Raw genomic sequence first — 19364 nt, forward strand, 5'->3', positions numbered from 1 at the left:
AATCCAGCGAGAACTGCATATGTCCGACTATACCAGCGCTTCAAACCAGGATCGGAACGCCTTTAGGGTCGCCGTCATCGGTATGGCAGGCCGCTTTCCGGGAGCCTCCGACATTGAGAGCTTCTGGGATAATCTGGTTCATGGCCGGGAGTCGGTCAAGGAATGGACCGACGAGGAACTAATCGCACTGGGTGTGCCGCCCGAGCAGCTTGTCGATCCGGATTTCGTGCGGGCTTCAGCGCCGCTGGAGGGCGCCGACCAGTTTGACGCTGAATTTTTCGGCTACAGCCCCAGCGAGGCGGAAATTCTCGATCCGCAGCAGCGGCTGTTCCTCGAATGCGCCTGGGCGGCGCTGGAGCGCGCCGGATATCAGGGCGACACTTTCGACGGTTCCATCGGCGTCTATGCCTCGAGCGGCTTCAATACCTATCTTCTGAACCTGCACGCCAATGCTGCGGTGCGCCAATCGATCAGCCCCTTTGAACTGTTCGTCGCCAACGACAAGGATTTTCTGGCGACGCGCACGGCTTACAAGCTCAATCTGCGCGGACCGGCCATGACGGTGCAGACGGCCTGCTCTTCATCACTTGTTTCCATCCATGTCGCGGCCCAGAGCCTCATTGCAGGCGAATGCGATATTGCGCTTGCGGGCGGCGTGACGGTTTCCCGTTCGCACGGATATGTAGCGCGCGAAGGCGGAATATTGTCTCCTGACGGGCATTGCCGGGCATTCGATGCGGATGCCGCCGGAACCGTTCCCGGCAGCGGCGTCGGCGTTGTCGTGCTCAAGCGCCTTGAAGATGCGCTTGCAGACGGCGACACGATCGATGCCGTCATCATCGGTTCGGCCATCAACAATGACGGCGCGCTGAAGGCGAGCTTTACCGCGCCGCAGGTGGACAGCCAGGCCATGGTCATAAGCGAGGCCCACGCCGCCGCAGGAATATCGGCCGATTCCATCGGTTATATCGAAGCGCATGGCACGGGAACATCGCTGGGTGACCCCATCGAGATCGCAGCGCTGACGCAGGCCTTTCGCAAGACGACGACGCGCACCGGATATTGCGCCATCGGCTCCGTGAAAACCAATATCGGCCACCTCGATACGGCCGCAGGCATTGCAGGCTTCATCAAGACCGTGCTTTGCCTCAAGCACGGCAGAATTCCCGCAAGTCTTCATTTCAAACAGGCAAACGCAAAGATCGACTTCCCGGCGAGCCCCTTTGCGGTCAATACGGCCCTGCGAGACTGGGATGCGGTGGAAAGCCCCCGGAGAGCCGGCATCAGTTCTCTCGGTATCGGCGGAACGAATGCGCATCTGGTGCTGGAAGAGGCACCAACCGACGCAGGCGCGCGCGCCAAGACGCAACCGGCATCGCCGCAGCTTCTGGTTTTTTCGGCGCGCAATGATGCAGCGCTCTCGGCACTGCTTTCGGCACAGGCGAAAGCGTTCGAGGCGAACCCGGAACTTGCGATCAACGACGTTGCCTTCACGCTGCGTCAGGGCCGGAAGGCTTTCAGCCATCGCCAGTCGCTGGTTGCGGATGATCTGGCGTCAGCCGCAACGGAACTGCACCGTCTTGCCGCGCAAAAACCATCCATTGCCGGCGGCACGCCGTCCGCGGTTTTCCTGTTTCCCGGACAGGGAAGCCAATATGCCGGAATGGGCAAGGATCTCTACGAGCGGGTGGAGCTTTTCCGTGCGCCTTTCGATGCCTGCGCGGATCGTCTTTCCAAGATCATGCAACGCGATTTCCGCGCTGATCTCTTTGCCGGACATGAGGATATCCATAATACGGATTTTGCCCAGCCGGCGCTGTTTGCCGTGGAATATGCCCTTGCAAAGGCATGGATGGCGCGGGGTGTGATACCGCAGGCGCTCCATGGCCACAGCATCGGCGAATATGTGGCTACCTGCCTGGCGGGCGTCTTCGATCTGGATACGGCACTTTCGCTTGTGGTGGCGCGCGGCCGGTTGATGCAACAGGCCGCCCCCGGTGCAATGCTTGCGGTCGTTCATCCCGACGCGCCGATCGACCGCTGGCTTAACGCGGACATCGCCCTGGCGGCCAGCAACGCGCCGGGCCTCAGCGTCGTTTCAGGCAGCACGGACGCCATCGCAAGGCTTGAAACGGAACTCAAACAGGCGCGTTACGTGACGCGGCGGCTGAAGACCGGACATGCGTTTCACTCGCCGATGATGGCGCAGGCCGCAGCGCGCTATCTGGAGGAACTGCGAAATGTCAGGCTTTCCCCGCCATCCATTGCGATGATCTCCAATGTGACGGGAACCTGGCTGAGCGCCTCGCAGGCGACGGACCCGAATTACTGGGCCAGACATCTGGAACAGACCGTGCGTTTCGACGAGGGGATGCGAACCCTTCTCGGCATCGACAATACAGTCTTCATCGAGGTCGGACCCGGCTCGGCACTGTCGGGTCTCGTAAGCGAACAGGCTATCGCGGAAGACCGGATCATACCGTGCCTTGGCCGTGCCAGACCGGAAAACGAGACGGGCCAGTACCTTGCCGCACTGGGACAATACTGGCGGACCGGAGGCCATCTCGACTGGCAGGCCGTATCGGCTGAAGGCGGCCGCGTGCCACTCGCTACCTATCCGTTCCAGGGGCAGCGTTACTGGATTTCCGCCCAGACGGCAGAAAATCACGCGCCCGTCTCCACCGCCGTCGACAGCGCCAGAATCTACCGTCCGACATGGCAGCGCCTGCCGCCGGCAACCCCGGCAGATTGCAGAAACCGCCGTGTCCTGATCCTTAATGAAGGACGCATCGGCAAATCCCTCGCCGCACGGCTGGAAGGCGCCGGCGCTCAGGCCTATCGCGCCATTGAAGGCGACAGGTTCGACGAGTGCGATTTCCGCTGCTTCAGCCTTGCCGGACATTCCGCAGCGGATTTTGCCCGGCTGCTCGATACCCTGGGCGAACGCGGGGCTCTGCCACAGGACATCCTATATCTCTGGCCGCTGAATCCCGGCCGACGGGACGAGGTTACGACCCTGCTCAATCTCGTGCGGGCGCTCACCGCACAGGGGCACAAAAGCAATCTGACGCTGGTGACCAATGGCGCAACGGATGTCACCGGCCTGGAAAATCTCGACGAGCTGCAGTCTCAGTTGCCGGGCATCCTGAAGGTTGCGGGCCAGGAATATGAAGACCTGACCTGCAGGCACATCGATATCATGGTGGCGCAGGACATGGCGGATCAGGCGATTGCGGACCGCCTTCTGGCGGAATTCAACGGAAGCGGCCCGGTGGTCGCCATAAGGGGGCCACATCGCTGGTCGCATGGATTTGCGCCGCTCGACCTGCCTGAACCGCAGGCAGCCGCCCGCCTGAAGAAAAACGGCATTTATGTCGTGATCGGCAATATCGCCGAAGGTGTCGGCACTGCCTGGCTGGATCATCTGGCGAAAATATCCTGCACACGCCTGTCCGTGCTCCAATCCATCAAGGATGCGGAGACCGCCATTCGGTTGGATGCAGCTATCGATACGCGCCGGATCGACTGCAATGATCCTGCTGCCATCGGCGCGGCACTCGATGAGGTGGTGTCGAAGCATGGCCGGATCGACGGAATTTTTCTGAGCATGCCTCAGGCGAACCGGCAGGCGGCAGCGCCGCTCTCAATGATGGACGACACGCATCTCAGTTACAATGAAGCGGTTCGCATCGCGCCGCTGCAGGCGCTCATAAAGGCGATGGAGCAACGGCGGGCAGGTTTCTGCTGCATCCAGTCATCGCTCGCAACCGTCATCGGCGGTGTGGGCTTGGCCGCCTATACATCGGGATATCAGGCGGTGGAGCTGCTTGTGGCTGCCCAGTCGCGCAGCGCGAGAATGCCCTGGTTCGCCATTGGTTATCCACTCATCGATGTGCTGGCCGCCGGCAAACGTTCCTCGCTCGACACCAACGCCTATGCGGTTGCCTCTGATGATGCCTGGGACCTGACGAGAAGGATCATCGAGAACGGCATTACCGGCACAACGATGCTTTCGCGCAGCGACATCACCGTTGCACCGACGGCAGTCAAGAAGGCGCAGCTGTCGAAAGCGGCTGTTTCGGGCCGTGCAAGGCCGGCGATGTCCACACCCTTCATCGCCCCGCGCACCCACACCGAAACCACAGTCGCGGGCATTTTCGAAGAACTGATCGGCGTGAGCGGGATCGGCGTCGATGACGGGTTTTATGAGCTGGGCGGCCACTCGCTTCTGGCCATCCGCGTTGTCGCCAAGCTCAGGGAAACATTCCCGGTCAAGATCGAAATGCGCGAACTCCTCTTCGAAAACCCGACGGTCGCCCGCGTGGCGAGCATGATTACCGCCCATATGCCTGATGAAGGCGACCTGGACGAGATGGCAGCGCTGTTGATGGAAATCGAAAGCCTTTCCGACAGTGAAGTCCAGAGCGCGCTTGGAGGAGCAGAAGCACGATGAACGAATTCTACGCCAAACTTGCGAACCTTTCGCCCGAGCGCCGTCGCCTCATAGAGCAGCGTCTTGCCGAGCGGGGATATCAGTCGGCTCTCGACTCCGCCATTCCGGGACGTGAGGAAGGCGATGGTGATCGGCCCCTGTCCTTTGCGCAGCAACGCCTGTGGTTCATGCAGCAGCTTGAACCTGACAACACGGCTTACAACATGCGCAGTATCCTGCGGTTTCGCGGAAAACTCGACAGGACGGCGCTGGAAGAGGCGCTGGCGAAGGTCGTACAACGGCATGAGCCGCTGCGAACGCGCTTCATTCCCGGCGCCGACGGCTTTCCGGAACAGGATATTCTTGCAGCCGGCGACGCGGCAATCGAATTCCTCGACCTCGCGCAGGACACCGATGCGGAAGCCACAGCCAAGCAGCACATCCTGCAACGGCTTTCCGAACCCTATGACCTGAGCAATCCGCAATTGCGCGCAATGCTGGTGCGCCTTTCGGCCGAAGATCATCTGCTAGCGGTCGGGCTGCATCACATCGCCGGCGACCGGTGGTCCATGACCGTGCTCGCCCGTGACCTCGCGGGCTTCTACAAGAAGACGACCGGCCAGTCACACCATCTGCCTGATATTCGCGTTCAATATGCCGACTGGGCGATCTGGCAGGGAAAGATGCTGCGCGGCCCGGTGCTTGAAAACCAGCTCGCATACTGGAAAAAGGCGCTCGGAACGGATCTGCCGGTGCTGGACCTGCCATTCGACCGTCCGCGCCCGGCCATCGCCACTTTCCTCGGCGCGCAATTTGCGGTTTCCGTCGACCCTGCACTTTCAGGAGAGCTGAGGGCGCTTGCACGGGCACATAATGTCAGCCTCTACGTTCTGCTTCTCTCCGCTTTCAAACTGGTGCTGCATCTCCATTGCGACAGCGACGACATCGTCGTGGGCAGCGAAGTCGCAAACCGCGACCGGCCGGAAACCCAGGCGATGATCGGCCCTCTGGTCAACACGCTGGTGCTGCGTACCGATCTTGCGGGCAATCCGGATTTCTCCGGCCTGCTGCAGCGCGTCGGCGAGACCGTCCGCACCGGCCTGGCGAACCAGGACGTGCCTTATGAGCGGATCGTCGAGGCTCTCAATCCAAAACGCTCCCTGTCCGAGATGACGCCGCTGTTTCAGGCAAAATTCGATCTTCAGCACAATCTGGCAAGATTGCCTGAACTCGACGGTCTTGCCATCGAGACACTGCGCCTGCCCGATGGTGCTGCAAAAAACGAAATCCGCTTCAACCTCGAGGACAATGACCCCGACATCGGCGGCAAGATCGAATATGCAACCGATCTCTTCAATGAGGAGACGGTCGCCACGATCTGGCGGCGTTTCGAACATGTATTGCGCACGATCGCCGAGGACCCCGCCCGCCGGATATCGGAATTCTCCCTTCTTTGCGACGACGAGCATCAGGAGCAGATCCGCCGGTCTGCCGGTCAGGCTCTGGCACCCAACGGGCTTTGCCTGCACGAGGTGCTGACGGCGCAGGCGGCGCGCACACCGGAAAAATCCGCAGTGGCTAGCGAACATGGCGGCCTCACCTATCGGGAGCTCGATCAGCGAAGCGACGCGATTGCCGCTGCGCTCGCCGCCGGCGGGTTTGGCCGCGGCTCCATCGTCGGCGTCTGCATGCAGCGCACGCCGGATCTCATCGCGGCCCTGTTCGGTGTGTTGAAAGCCGGCGCGGCCTATGTGCCGCTCGACCCGGACTATCCGTCCGAGAGGCTTGCCTTCATTGCACGGGATGCGGCCATCAGGGTCGTCCTGACGGATAGCGACCGGCTGGCATTCGACGCCACGGATGAACTGACCCTCCTTGAGGTCGGCAAACTTCCCGATGCGGTCTTTTCCGCCGCTCACGCCTGCGATCCGGCCGATCTCGCCTATATCATCTATACATCAGGCTCGACGGGACGACCGAAGGGCGTGGCGATCACGCATGGCAATGCCGCCGCCCGCATGCAGTGGACCGGCAGCAATTTCACCGGTGACGAGCTGGCAGGTGTCCTGGCATCGACCTCAGTGTGCTTCGATCTCTCCATATTCGAGATTTTCGGCACGCTTTCCTGCGGCGGCCAGGTGGTTCTGGCCAACACGCTCTTCGATCTGCCGCGTTTGCAGCATGTCGCCGAGGTCAGCCTGATCAACACCGTTCCGAGCTTGCTGCGCGAATATCTGCGCCACGACACGCTTCCGACATCCGTTCGCACCATCAATCTCGCCGGGGAGCCGCTGCCGCCGGTCCTGCTTGAAGAACTGGCGAAGAAGGCACCGCAGGCGCGCATACACAATCTCTACGGGCCTTCGGAAGATACGACCTATTCGACTGGTGCGATGGTTTGCGCCGTCACCGGGGAAAAAACGGTTTCCATCGGCGCACCCCTGCCCGGAACGGAAGCCTATGTCCTCGACCGGGCCGGACGTCTCCGGCCTGACGGTCTTGCGGGCGAACTTTATCTCGGCGGAGCCGGCGTCACCCGCGGATATCTGCGACGCCCGGGCCAGACGGCCGAGCGTTTCGTTCCGGACGCTTTTTCCGGCAGGTCGTCCGCCTATCTCTACCGCACCGGCGACCGGGTCAGACGCCGCGCGGATGGCGCGCTGGAATTCCACGGACGTCTCGATAATCAGGTCAAGATCAGGGGCCTGCGGATCGAGACCGGCGAGATCGAGCACCGGCTTGAGGATATCGATGGCGTCAACGAGGCCGTCATTGCAGTCATCGGTGATGAAGCAAGCCCGGAACGCCAGCTGGCCGCCTATATTTCACTTGATGCTGGGCGACAGCTGACGGTGGACGACATCCGCTCTGCACTGGCAAGGCAGCTGCCCTCCCACCTCGTCCCGGCCTTATGGACCATCCTGCCAGCCATGCCGCATCTGCCGAACGGTAAGATCGACCGGAGTGCCCTGCGCGCACTTGAAATAAAGACGCCAGAGGGAAGCGGTACCGCGCCGCGAAACCATGTTGAGGAACGGCTTGCAGCCATATGGCAGGACGTCCTTCAAACCAGCATGATCGATGTCGAGCGCAGCTTCTTCGAGATGGGCGGACATTCGCTGCTCGCCATCAGGATCATTGCCCGTATCAAAGCCGATTTCGGGGTTTCACTGCCGCTGAAGGCAATTTTCGAGACACCGACAATCGCTGGGCTGGCAAACCGGCTTGACAATGAGGCCGCGGACGCCCTCAACGTCGACGGGCTTGCGGTGGTCCATAATCCTGAAGACCGCCATGAGCCATTTCCGCTGACGGATATCCAGCATGCATACTGGATCGGCCGCAACCAGGGTTTCGAGCTCGGCAGCGTCGGTTCCCACGGCTATCGGGAATTCGATATCGACAATCTCGATACGGGTGCGCTGGAAAACGCCATAAACGGTCTTGTCGCGCGCCACGACATGCTGCGCGCGATCGTCGATGCCGACGGGCGGCAGCGCGTGCTGGCAGACGTTCCCCATTATGCCCTACCGGTGGCGGACCTGCGTGATGCGGCCGATCGCACTACGTGCCTGATGGACATCAGAAACAGGCTGTCTCACAATATTTTCAAGGCGGACCGCTGGCCGCTGTTTCACATCGAAGCTGCCCGGCTCGATGAAAAAACGACGAGGCTGTTCGTCAGTTTCGATGTTCTCATCGGTGACGCCTGGTCGCTGAAATTGATGGGCACCGAACTCGCGGCGCTCATGCAGAAACGCGCGCTTCCCGAAATCGGACTGACATTCCGGGATTATGTTCTGTTTGAGAAATCCGCGCATAACAGTGCGGCCTATGAGCGGGCGCGGGAGCACTGGTCTGCCCGGATAGCCACCCTGCCAGCCTCACCGGATCTGCCGCTGGCATGCAACCCATCGCAGATCGAGCATCCGCGCTTCACGCGTCGCCGGGGCCGGCTTGCCGCGAAAGACTGGTCACGCTTCAAGGAACTGGCCCAGAGCGCCGGCCTCACCCCGACAGCCGCGATCATGACGATCTTTGCGGAGGTTCTGGCGCGCTGGAGCAGGCGTCAGGATTTCACCCTCAATCTCACCGTCTTCAATCGTGAGCCGGTTCATCAGGACGTGGAAAAGATCGTCGGCGATTTCACGGCGTCACTCCTGCTGGGGCTCGATTTTTCGGCCCGCGCCGACTTCACCACGCGTGCCCGTCAGGTTCAGTTGCGCCTGATGGAAGATCTGGAACACCGGCTTTTCAGCGGTGTTTCCGTGCTTCGCGAACTGGCGAAACAGAACGGGCGCTCCGGCGGTGCCCTGATGCCCGTGGTTTTCACCAGCGTTCTGGGCCAGTCATCGAGAGACGACAACGCTCCACGTCTCGATACACGACTGGTGGACAGCGTCAGCCAGACGCCGCAGGTCTATCTCGACCATCAGGTTTCCGAAGATCAGGGCGAGCTCGTCTATAACTGGGATGCGGTCGAGGAACTCTTTCCGCCTGCCATGCTGGACATGATGTTTGCCGCCTATGAGACCCTGCTGCGGGCGCTGGCCAGCGACGACGCGGCATGGCAGACCGAGCCTGATATCGTTGATTGCCAGGCGTTCGAAACGCTGAACAACAGGGCGAAAATCGCGCTTCCCGACGACACGCAGCTCCTGCATGAGGCATTTTTCGAGAGAGCTGCGGAAAGCCCTGACAAGATCGCCGTCTGCGCAGGCAGCATCGAACTGACCTACGGACAAGTGGCGGAACGGGCGCTGGCGCTGGCGGCTGATCTACAGAAGGCCGGTGCAGGTCCGAATGACCGGGTTGCCGTTTCTCTGCCGAAGGGCACAGGCCAGGTGATCGCCTGCCTCGGCATTCTGGCAAGCGGCGCGGCCTATGTGCCTGTTGACCCAGACCTGCCTGCACAGCGGCGTTTCGAGCTTGTGGAAGACACGGCGGCCGATCTCGTCATCGCCGAAGGAGGTGACTGGCCGCAGCGGGTAACGGTGATCGCGGTTCCCGAAGATGGCGGAGCCAGACCTTCACCCTCAGTGACCAAACCATCGGATCTTGCCTATATCATCTTCACCTCGGGTTCGACCGGCAAACCGAAAGGTGTGATGATCGATCATCGCGGTGCACTGAATACGATCCTCGACATCAATCGCCGCTTTGGCGTTTCCACTGAGGACCGGGTTTTCGCGCTCTCGTCGCTGAGCTTCGATCTTTCGGTCTACGATATATTCGGTCCGCTTGCGGTTGGCGGCGCCATCGTCATTCCCGTGCGCGAGGAAGTGTCGGACAATGCCCGCTGGATGAAGCTTCTGCTGCAACATCGCGTGACGGTATGGAACTCGGTGCCGGCCCTTGCGCAATTGCTGCTGGCCGAGCTGCCGGCGCTCAATGAAAAGCCACCTCTGCGCCTGATCATGATGAGCGGAGACTGGATTCCCGTCAGCCTGCCTCCTTCCCTGAAAGCACAATTGCCAGATGCCGATCTCATCAGCCTCGGCGGGGCAACCGAGGCTTCCATCTGGTCGATTTTCCACCCGATCGGGGAAGCACTGCGGGACTGGACGAGCATCCCCTATGGCCAGCCGCTGGCAAACCAGCGCTGGTATGTCCTCGATGATCAGGGGCGGCCCTGCCCGCCATGGGTCACGGGCCGGCTATTTATCGGCGGCATCGGTGTCGCGCGTGGTTACTGGGGGCGGCCGCAGCTGACCGCCGATCGCTTCATTCCCGACAGTTTTGCGGACGAAGAAGAGGCTGGAAATGGCGCGCTGCTGCTTTACGAAACCGGCGATCTCGGGCGGCTGCGGCCGGAGGGACTGCTGGAGTTTCTGGGGCGTGAAGATTTCCAGGTGAAGGTCAACGGCTTCAGGATCGAGCTCGGGGAAATCGAGACCGCGCTGCTGCAAAATGAAAATGTCGCCGAAGCCGTGGTAACGACGACAGGCCAGCCACCTGCCCTCGTTGCCTATATCGTTCCAGATACCCAAGGCAGCCTCATCGGCAAACTGGAAGCGAAGGCCGGCCGGTCAGGCGATGGTAGATTGGGCGATGCCGGAAGGACCATCGATTTGGCCACGCCGGACGGCCTGTTCCACGAAGCGATCGCCCGGCAAAGTCATCGCCGGTTTTTGACCGCCCCGGCAGAGCTTCAGAGCGTCGGCCATCTGCTCGCCAGCATAAGGGCCTTCAATGTCCCCGGCACACCGCTGAAAAAGGCGCTTTACCCGTCAGCGGGCGGACTTTATCCGGTTCAGACCCATATTCTGGTCCAGGACGGCCGGATCGACGGGCTGTCCGCCGGCTGGTATCGTCATCATCCCGCCGAACACCGGCTGGAATTTCTGGCGGCCGTTTCGCAGGAACAGATCGCGGCAATCGCTGGCAAAAGCGACGATATCGTCAGGCAAAGCGCTTTCCTCGTGGTTTTCGCCGGCCTCAAGGCGGCCATGGCGCGCAGCTACGGGCAAAAGGCCAGAGACTTCTGCCTGCTGGAAGCCGGCCATATGGCGCAGGTGATGATGCTGCATGCACCGCGTCTCGATATCGGCCTGTGCGCGGCCGGCGGCGTCGATCTGACCGCCATCGCATCGGCACTGGCAACCGAAGAAGACGAGGAGCCGCTTTACGTGCTCGCCGGCGGGTCCATCGATCCCGCATGGAGCACACAGTGGCAGGCATCCGCTCAAATCCGGGGTGAAACCCTCTCTGAGCGGCTGCGCGCCTTTCTTGCCGCAAAACTTCCCGCCTATATGATCCCGCGCGAATTCGTGATCATGGAGCGGTTGCCTCTCAGCGCCAACGGCAAGGTTGACCGAAAGGCCCTGCCCGCACCGGGCGCGAGAGCACACCACAGCGTTGCTCCGGCAACCGAAAACGAGGCCGCATTGCTGGCGATCTGGCACGAGCTCCTGTCCAGTAACAGCGCCGGCGTGGAGGACAACTTCTTCGAAGCGGGCGGCGATTCCCTGACGATCATGCAGCTGCTGTCGCGCATAAGGCAGGAGTTTTCGGTGCACCTGACGCTCGCTCAGCTCTTCGGGGCCACCACCGTCAAAGCCCAGTCGGAATTGCTCGACTCTCTTTCACCGTCCCTGCCGGGCGGCGTGGAGGCGGGAATTTCCCCGATCGCCGCGCAGGCATCCGTAAGCGACCTTTCCGATGATGACGTGGATAAAATGCTGGAGCAGCTGCTCTCCGGCCAAAAGGACCAGTAGACGTGAACACGATGGATATTTCCCGACTGACCGCAGATGAAAAGCGCCAGCTTCTGCAGCGCATGATGGCCGGACAGCAGGCATCCGAAAAAAAGAATTTCCGCCTGAGCCATGCTCAGGAACGTATCTGGTTCGTCGAGCAGATGCAGCCCGGCTCAGGCGCATATTCGATACCTCTGGCCATCAGGCTGAAAGGTCCGCTCGACCGCGACAGGCTGAAGGCCTGCTTCGATATCGTCGTAGAGCGCCATGAAAGCCTGCGGACGGTTTTTAAGGTTATTGACGGAGAGCCGTTCCAGGTCATTTCCTCCCGGTCAACGGCAGACTTCAGCTTTCACCAACCGGGCGATGACGAGACCGCACGCGATGCCGCCATAAGCCGCTTCGCGCGGGAGCCGTTCGAGCTCTCGCAAGGTCCGCTGTTTCGCGTTGGCCTGTTTTCCGTTGCACCTGACGAGCATATCCTCGTCATGGTCATCCATCACATCATTTCCGACTACGCCTCGTTGCAGATCCTCATCGACGAGGTCCACAGGCTCTATAGCGCGTCCGGATCTCCTGCCACCGGCCAGCTTCCGGCACTCGATATCCAGTATCGCGACTATGCCGAATGGCAGCGCAACGGCACTGCGGAGCTTTCCGGCCAGGTCGATTACTGGCGCGAACAGCTTCGTGATGCACCGCTGCTGCTTCAACTTCCGTTCGATTTCGCCCGGCCGGTGACGCAGGCGTTTCGCGGCGCCCGGCACAAGTTCCACCTTGGGCCGGAACTCTCCGCCGCCATCAAGGATCTGGCGAAAAGCCGGAAACTGACGGCATTCATGGTGCTGCTGGCGGCCTATCAAATTCTGCTCGCCCGCCTTTCGAGATCCGACGACATCTGCATCGGCACGACGGCATCGAACCGCAACAGGGCGCAGACCCGCAACCTCATCGGGCTGTTCGTCAACAATCTCGTCATGCGGACGCGTCTGCAACCGAATGACACTTTCGATGCGCTGCTCGAACGGGTTCGGGAGACGACGCTTGAAGCCCTTTCGAACCAGGATGTCCCCTTTGAGCAGGTGGTGGATGCGCTGAATGTCGAGCGTGACATCGGCCATAACGCCCTGTTCCAGTCGACTTTCGTGCTTCACAACGCCTCGGGTGGAACTTTCGACCTCGGCGATATCAAGGTCACGCCGATCGCGCTCGATTCAGGCGCCTCGCGTTTCGATCTCAGCCTCGACATGCATGAGGGACGAGGGAGCGAAGGTTTCAGCGGCATTTTCGAGTTCAATACCGAACTTTTCCTGCCTGAGACGGTGGCACGCTTCTCAGACTATTTCATGAGACTGCTCGGCGGGCTCGTGTCGAATCCCGGCGGTCGCATCGCCGAAATCGACCTGCTGGACGAGACAGAGCATGTGGCTATAGCGGCTGCCAACCGGACGACCACTGCCTTTCCATTGAGAGATGTCGCAGCACTGCTGGAAGAGACGGCGAAGGCACGCGGCTCGTTTGCGGCCGTGCGCTGCGGCGACCGGCAATATTCCCATAGTGATATCAATGATGCCGCCAACCGCGTCGCGTCCGGTTTGCGTGATCGCATCGGCAACGGCAAATCCCATCCCCGTATCGCCATCTGCCTGCCACGTTCCGAAAATCTCGTCATCGCCATCCTCGCGGTGCTGAAACTCGGTGGCCATTATGTGCCTCTCGACCCCGGGCACCCGGCGGAACGGCGCTCACTCATTCTCGAGGACTGCAAGCCTGACATCATTCTCGTCAGCGAGGCTGACGATGACGCTGCGAAAGCGGCATATCCTGCCGATTGCATGGCGATTGAACCTCTGCTGCGCGCAACCGGCTCCTTCAGCAATCCGCACCGCGAGACGTTGCCTGACGATCTGGCCTATATCATCTACACATCGGGTTCGACGGGCAGGCCGAAAGGCGTGCCGATCCGACAGAAAAGCCTGGTCAATCTTCTGACCAGCATGGCGAGACGGCCGGGCATGACCGCTGAAGACCGGTTCCTCGCCGTCACCACGCCGGCCTTTGACATCGCTACCCTCGAGCTTTTGATGCCGCTCATGGTCGGCGGCCTGCTGATCATCGCCGAAGCCGATGATGTCTATGACGATATGGCCCTTTCGGAGCTTATCCGGAACCATGGCGCGACGATGATGCAGGCAACCCCCGCGACATGGCGACTGATGGCCGATGCCGACTGGAAGGCTCCGGCGGGTTTCAGGATGCTTTGCGGCGGCGAAGCGCTCGAGCCGGGCCTTGCCCGCCGCCTGCTGGAGACCGGTGGCGAATTGTGGAACCTCTACGGCCCGACCGAAACGACCATCTGGTCCACCTGCACTCGCATAACCCCCGAACATCTGGAACTCCCTGCCTTGCCGATCGGCGGGCCGATCGCCAACACGCAGCTGCATTTGCTCGATGACGCGCTGATGCCGGTGCCCGCAGGCGTTGTCGGAGAACTGTATATCGGTGGCGAAGGTCTGAGCCCCGGCTATTTCAACCGGGACGATCTGACGTCGCGCGCATTCGTTCAAGGCCCAGCCGCAGGCGCGAACGGTCGGCCTGAAACGTCAAGGCTATACCGAACCGGTGACCTGATGCGGCGTTCCGCCGCCGGGCACCTTCTTTATGTCGGCCGCGCCGATTTTCAGGTCAAGCTTCGCGGTTTCCGCATCGAACTCAGCGAGATCGAGGCGATCCTCGCCTCGCAGCCATCCATAGAGCAGGCCGTCGTTACCCTTTGGCAGGATGAGGAAGGCTCGGGCAATCTTGTCGCCTATTGCCGCCGCGGGACAGGCGTGGTGGATGAGGAAGCGATCCGCACAGCGCTCGCGTCACAGCTTCCCTCCTACATGCTTCCCTCAGCCTATGTCTGGATGGACAGTTTTCCATTAAACGCCAATGGCAAGATCGATCGCAAGCGGCTTGAACGACCGAAACAGATCGTCTCGTCAGCCGCCTATGCCGCTCCGCGCGATGGCACCGAGCAGATGGTTGCGGCCATATGGCGTGAATTGCTCGGCGCCGAAAAGATCGGCCGCGACGACAGTTTTTTCACGGTTGGCGGCCATTCCCTGCTGGCGACGCGGATGCTGGCGCGTTTGCGGACGTCCTTTACCATTGACCTGCCGCTGCGCACCATTTTTGAGAAACCCAGACTTGCGGAATTGGCCGGTGCCATCGATGCGCTGGTGGCCATCACCGGACGCGGATCGGAACCGGGTTCATCCGGACTGGCAAAGCGGAACCATACCGGCCGAACACCGCTGTCGCATGCACAGAACAGGCAATGGGCGCTGGCGCAGCTTGAACCGGACAGCCCGCTTTATAATATTCCGTTTGCCCTGAAGATCAGGGGACCGCTCGATTTCGCAATCCTCTCGCATGCGCTGGAACTGACGGCGCAGAGACAGGATATCCTGCGCAGCCGGTTCGTCTCCGTCGATGGCAAGCCATTCGTCGAGACTGACCCCGAGATGATATTCCGGATCGTGCCGGAAGAGATCGGCGATAGGGAACTCGAGGCTGCCCTGCTCGATTGCGCGCGCCGGCCATTCGATCTTGCCGTTGCGCCGCTGCTGCGCATTCACGCCTTCCGCACCGGCCCGCAGGACCATGTTCTGCTTTTCATTTTGCACCACATCATCGGTGACGCCCTTTCCGCGGAAATTCTGCTCAACGACGTTGCCGAGTTTTACGGGTCCCTCTTAAAGAAAACCGCACCGCCAGACGGGGCGCTGCCGCTACAATATGCGGATTTTGCAATCTGGCAGCGGGAACAGGACACGAAGGGCGAGGTCGATTATTGGCATAAAACACTTGCGGGCGCTCCACCGCTGCTGGAGTTGCCGACGGATTTTGTGCGGCCCGCCATACAGGGCTTCTCGGGTGACAGCATTCGCTTTTCGCTCGACACAGTTTTGCTCGCAGGATTGCGAAAACTCTGCGACCGCGAAGGCGCTACCCTCTTCATGGGAATGCTGACAGCATTTTCGACACTGCTCCAGCGCGCCAGCGGCATGCGCGATATCGTCATCGGGACACCGATATCCGAGCGGTTCCACCCCGATCTGGAAAACATCATCGGGATGTTTGCCAATACGCTGGCGATCCGATTACAGACCCAGGGCGGCGAGAGCTTCAACGAAGCACTGAAGGCAACCCGCGACATGGCATTAAGCGCTTTCGCCAACCAGGCCGCGCCGTTTGAGAAAGTGGTTGATGCGCTCTCACTACCCCGGACATGGAGCCACAACCCGCTGTTCCAGGCCATGCTCGTCTCGACCGTCGAAACCCGGCGCGAAGCCATTTCGCTTGCCGGCATGGATTGGGAAAGACTGGTGCTTCCCGATACGTCGTCGCGTGTGGACCTGACATTGTTCATCCATGAAACGGCGCACGAACTTTCGTGCCGTCTGGAATATCGCAGCGATCTTTTCCGCCGCTCAACCATGGAATCTCTTGGTGATGCGCTGGTCGCCCTGCTTGAAAAGATTGTCGAACATCCGGATGTGCCACTCGACAGGCTCTCCCTGCTGTCGGGCAGCCAGCAGAAAAGGCTGCGGCAATGGAACGAGACGGAGGCGGCATTTCAGCCGCAGCGGCGCTGCCTGCACGACTTCGTGAAAGCGAGTGCTGACGCCAATCCGCAGGCAATAGCAGTCACTGATCAGGACCGGAGCCTGTCCTATGCCGAACTTGACCGAAGAGCCGACCAGCTCGCCAGCGGGCTCGCCGCAGCCGGCATAAGCAGTGGGAAACGCGTCGGCATTCGCCTGGAAAGAAGCGTGGGGCTGGTGGTCGCCATATTGGCCGTTCTTCGCACTGGCGCGGCCTATGTGCCGCTCGACCCGCGTTACCCCGCCGACCGCATAGAATTCATCGCCGCCGACGCCGATCTGGCGCTCATTCTGGTCACGACAGAGGATGATGTTTCGGCTGTCGGACAGAATTTCCGATGCATGACACCGGATATGGTGGAAAGTCTGGCAGGCGGGATCGTGCCAATGCCGGCGACATCAGGCTCCGATCTTGCCTATATCATCTACACATCAGGCTCGACCGGCAGGCCGAAGGGCGTGGCCATCGAGCATCGCAACGCCGTTGCTTTCGTGCAATGGTGCCTGCACAGCTTCACCGGCGACCAGCTGTCCGGCGTGCTCGCCTCCACCTCGATCTGCTTTGATCTTTCGATCTTCGAAATATTTGCGACGCTTGCGGCGGGTGGACGCATCTTCATGGTGGACGATCTCTTCGCTTTCCCGAGCGCACCGTTTTCAGGTGAAGTAACGCTGGTGAACACCGTTCCGACGCCAATGTCCGAGCTGCTCAAACTCGGGCCCCTGCCGGAGAGCGTGAGAACGGTTTGCCTTGCGGGAGAGCCGCTGCCGCGTGAACTTGTCGCGCGGATATACGCCAACGACCATGTCGAAGGCCTCTATAACCTGTACGGCCCCTCGGAAGACACGACGTATTCGACGGTGGCGCCGGTGCCCAAATCAGGAGAATGGTTCGGCATCGGCGTGCCGATTGCCAATACCCGCGCCTATGTGCTCGACGGCGAGCTAAACGAGGTGCCGGTTGGAATTCCCGGTGAATTGTTCCTGTCCGGCAGCGGGCTGGCGCGTGGCTACTGGAACCGGCCCGGCCAGACGGCCGAGCGTTTTCTGCCCAACCCTTTTGCCGATTGTAGCGAACACCGCGTCATGTATCAGACCGGCGATGTCGTGCGCAGACGTGATGATGGTGGCCTCGATTACATGGGGCGCGGCGACCGGCAGTTAAAGCTCAACGGTTTTCGTATCGAACCGGGTGAAATTGAGGCCGTATTGCTTCAGCAGGAAGGGGTGCACGAGGCCGTTGCCGGGCTCTGGCGCGACGCTTCCAATCATCCGCGCCTGGCAATGTGGATTGCCGGCGATCCTGCCCTCGAAATCGCCAAACTTGTCGCAATTCTCCGGCAACGCCTGCCCGAGCATTTCATTCCCGTGCTTGCGACGAGGCTCGACGCACTTCCACGCCTGCCGAACGGCAAGCTGGATAGATCCGCGCTGCCGGATCCGGCAGCCCATGGCGAGCGCTCCGGTGAAATTGCAAGTCCGCTCAATGACCAGGAAAACGTGCTGGCGCAGATATGGCAAGGCTTGCTCGGTTGCGGAGACATCCGGCGAAACGACAATTTCTTCTCGCTCGGCGGCGATTCCATCCTTGCCATCCAGCTGGTTTCACAGGCCCGCCAGAAGGGGTTGAGGATGACCCCGCGCGACGTATTCCTCCACCCCACGCTCGCATCGCTCGCAGAAGCGACACGCACGGAAAGCACTGCGACGGCCGAAAACGGTGATGCCGATGGCGAAGCTACGCTCGGCGCTATTCAGCGCTGGCTGCTGGATCAGGACCTGCCCGATCTCTCCCACTGGAACCAGGGACTGATCCTGAAACCCACCCGATCTCTCGATCTCGACCGGCTGGAAAAGGCGATCGCCAGAGTTCTCGATGAACATCAGTCGCTTCGCGCCAGATTTTTGCGTGAAAACGGGCAATGGCAACAGAAATTCGCCTCTCTTTCGGCGATGCCCCTCATGCAGCGACTGGCCGCCACGGATGAGAACGACGTCACGGATTTTGCCAGAAAGCTCCACGCCAGCTTCGACCTTGGTGCCGGGCCTCTTTTCGGCGCGATTTTCGCGACATTGCCCGATGGTTCCGGGCGCCTCATCCTCGCGGCCCACCACCTCATCGTCGATGGCGTGTCCTGGCGAATGATCGTCGCGGATATCGAGCGGCATTATCTGGAAACGGGCACCATCCGCTCCGGCGCGGTCGCGGCGGGCGGCTGGAACAACCGGCTTTCGCGGTCGGTGCTTTTCGATGGAGAGGAAGCATATTGGCGCGGCATCTGCGAAGAAGACGTGCAGGCGCTGCCGCTCGACAACCAGAGTGGCAGCAATACTCAATCGGATGCGGTGACGTACCGGCAGACGATCGATGCCGAAACAACAAGGCAACTGCTTCGGGATGTGCCGGAATGCTTCAGCATCGCCTCGAACGAAGTTCTGGTCGCAGCCCTTTATCTGGCGCTGCGGCAATGGAGCGGAAAGCCACGCCTGCGCCTTGAAATGGAAAGCCACGGCAGACCGCACCTGTTCGAGGATATCGACGTTTCCGAAACGGTGGGGTGGCTGACCGCGCTTTATCCCGTGTTGTTCGATACGCCCGATGACGCTACGCCAGACCGCCTGCTTCTCGACGTCAAGGACACCCTGCGGCGAATTCCCAATAATGGCGTGGGTTTCGGTGTTCTGAAATATCTTCGCAACAGGGGTGAGCATTTGGACTACGGCCAACCGCAGGTCCGCTTCAACTATCTCGGCCAGATGGATGCCATGTTCGGCGCCGACAGCCTGTTTGCTCCCTCCGGCATAACATCCGGTCCGATGTACGGCCCCGTCAACCCGCGCGATACGATCCTCGAGATCAATGCCATGGTGGTGCGCGGCGAATTGCAATTGCAATGGGTCTATGGCGCGCAGCTGCATTCCGGGGACACCATCAAGATGCTGGCTGGCCATTTCCGGGACAATCTCGAAACGCTGATCCAGCATTGCCTTGATGGTTCAGATGCTGGTTACAGCATTTCTGATTTCCCGCTGATGGATCTCGGCCAGGACGAACTCGACAATCTGCTTAAGAGCTTGTGA

General features: G+C 60.8%; 3 protein-coding genes. All 3 read left to right on the forward strand.

Translation table 11 applies throughout. The features are described from left to right. Positions 1–19 precede the first annotated feature (19 nt). The 3 genes from EXN68_RS23335 to EXN68_RS23345 are packed head-to-tail and all read left to right on the forward strand — an operon-like array spanning position 20 to position 19364. Positions 20–4453 (forward strand): type I polyketide synthase, encoded by a 4434-nt coding sequence (locus EXN68_RS23335; protein WP_142843138.1) that lies wholly within the window; start codon positions 20–22, stop codon positions 4451–4453. Then, on the forward strand, positions 4450–11649 hold the full coding sequence (locus EXN68_RS23340) for a non-ribosomal peptide synthetase (RefSeq protein ID WP_142843140.1): 7200 nt from the start codon (positions 4450–4452) through the stop codon (positions 11647–11649). Before EXN68_RS23335 ends, EXN68_RS23340 begins: the two co-directional genes overlap by 4 nt. A gap of 11 nt (positions 11650–11660) precedes the next feature. Next, positions 11661–19364, forward strand: coding sequence for a non-ribosomal peptide synthetase (locus EXN68_RS23345; RefSeq protein ID WP_142843242.1), 7704 nt, complete (start codon positions 11661–11663; stop codon positions 19362–19364).

It is taken from the genome of Martinezella rhizogenes, assembly GCF_007002745.1.
Classification (GTDB): Bacteria; Pseudomonadota; Alphaproteobacteria; order Rhizobiales; family Rhizobiaceae; genus Agrobacterium; species Agrobacterium cucumeris.

Excerpts from the sequence above, each read along its gene's own strand:
- EXN68_RS23335 (WP_142843138.1), top strand. The coding sequence starts at position 20 with ATGTCCGACTATACCAGCGCTTCAAACCAGGATCGGAACGCCTTTAGG.
- EXN68_RS23340 (WP_142843140.1), top strand. The coding sequence starts at position 4,450 with ATGAACGAATTCTACGCCAAACTTGCGAACCTTTCGCCCGAGCGCCGT.
- EXN68_RS23345 (WP_142843242.1), top strand. The coding sequence starts at position 11,661 with ATGGATATTTCCCGACTGACCGCAGATGAAAAGCGCCAGCTTCTGCAG.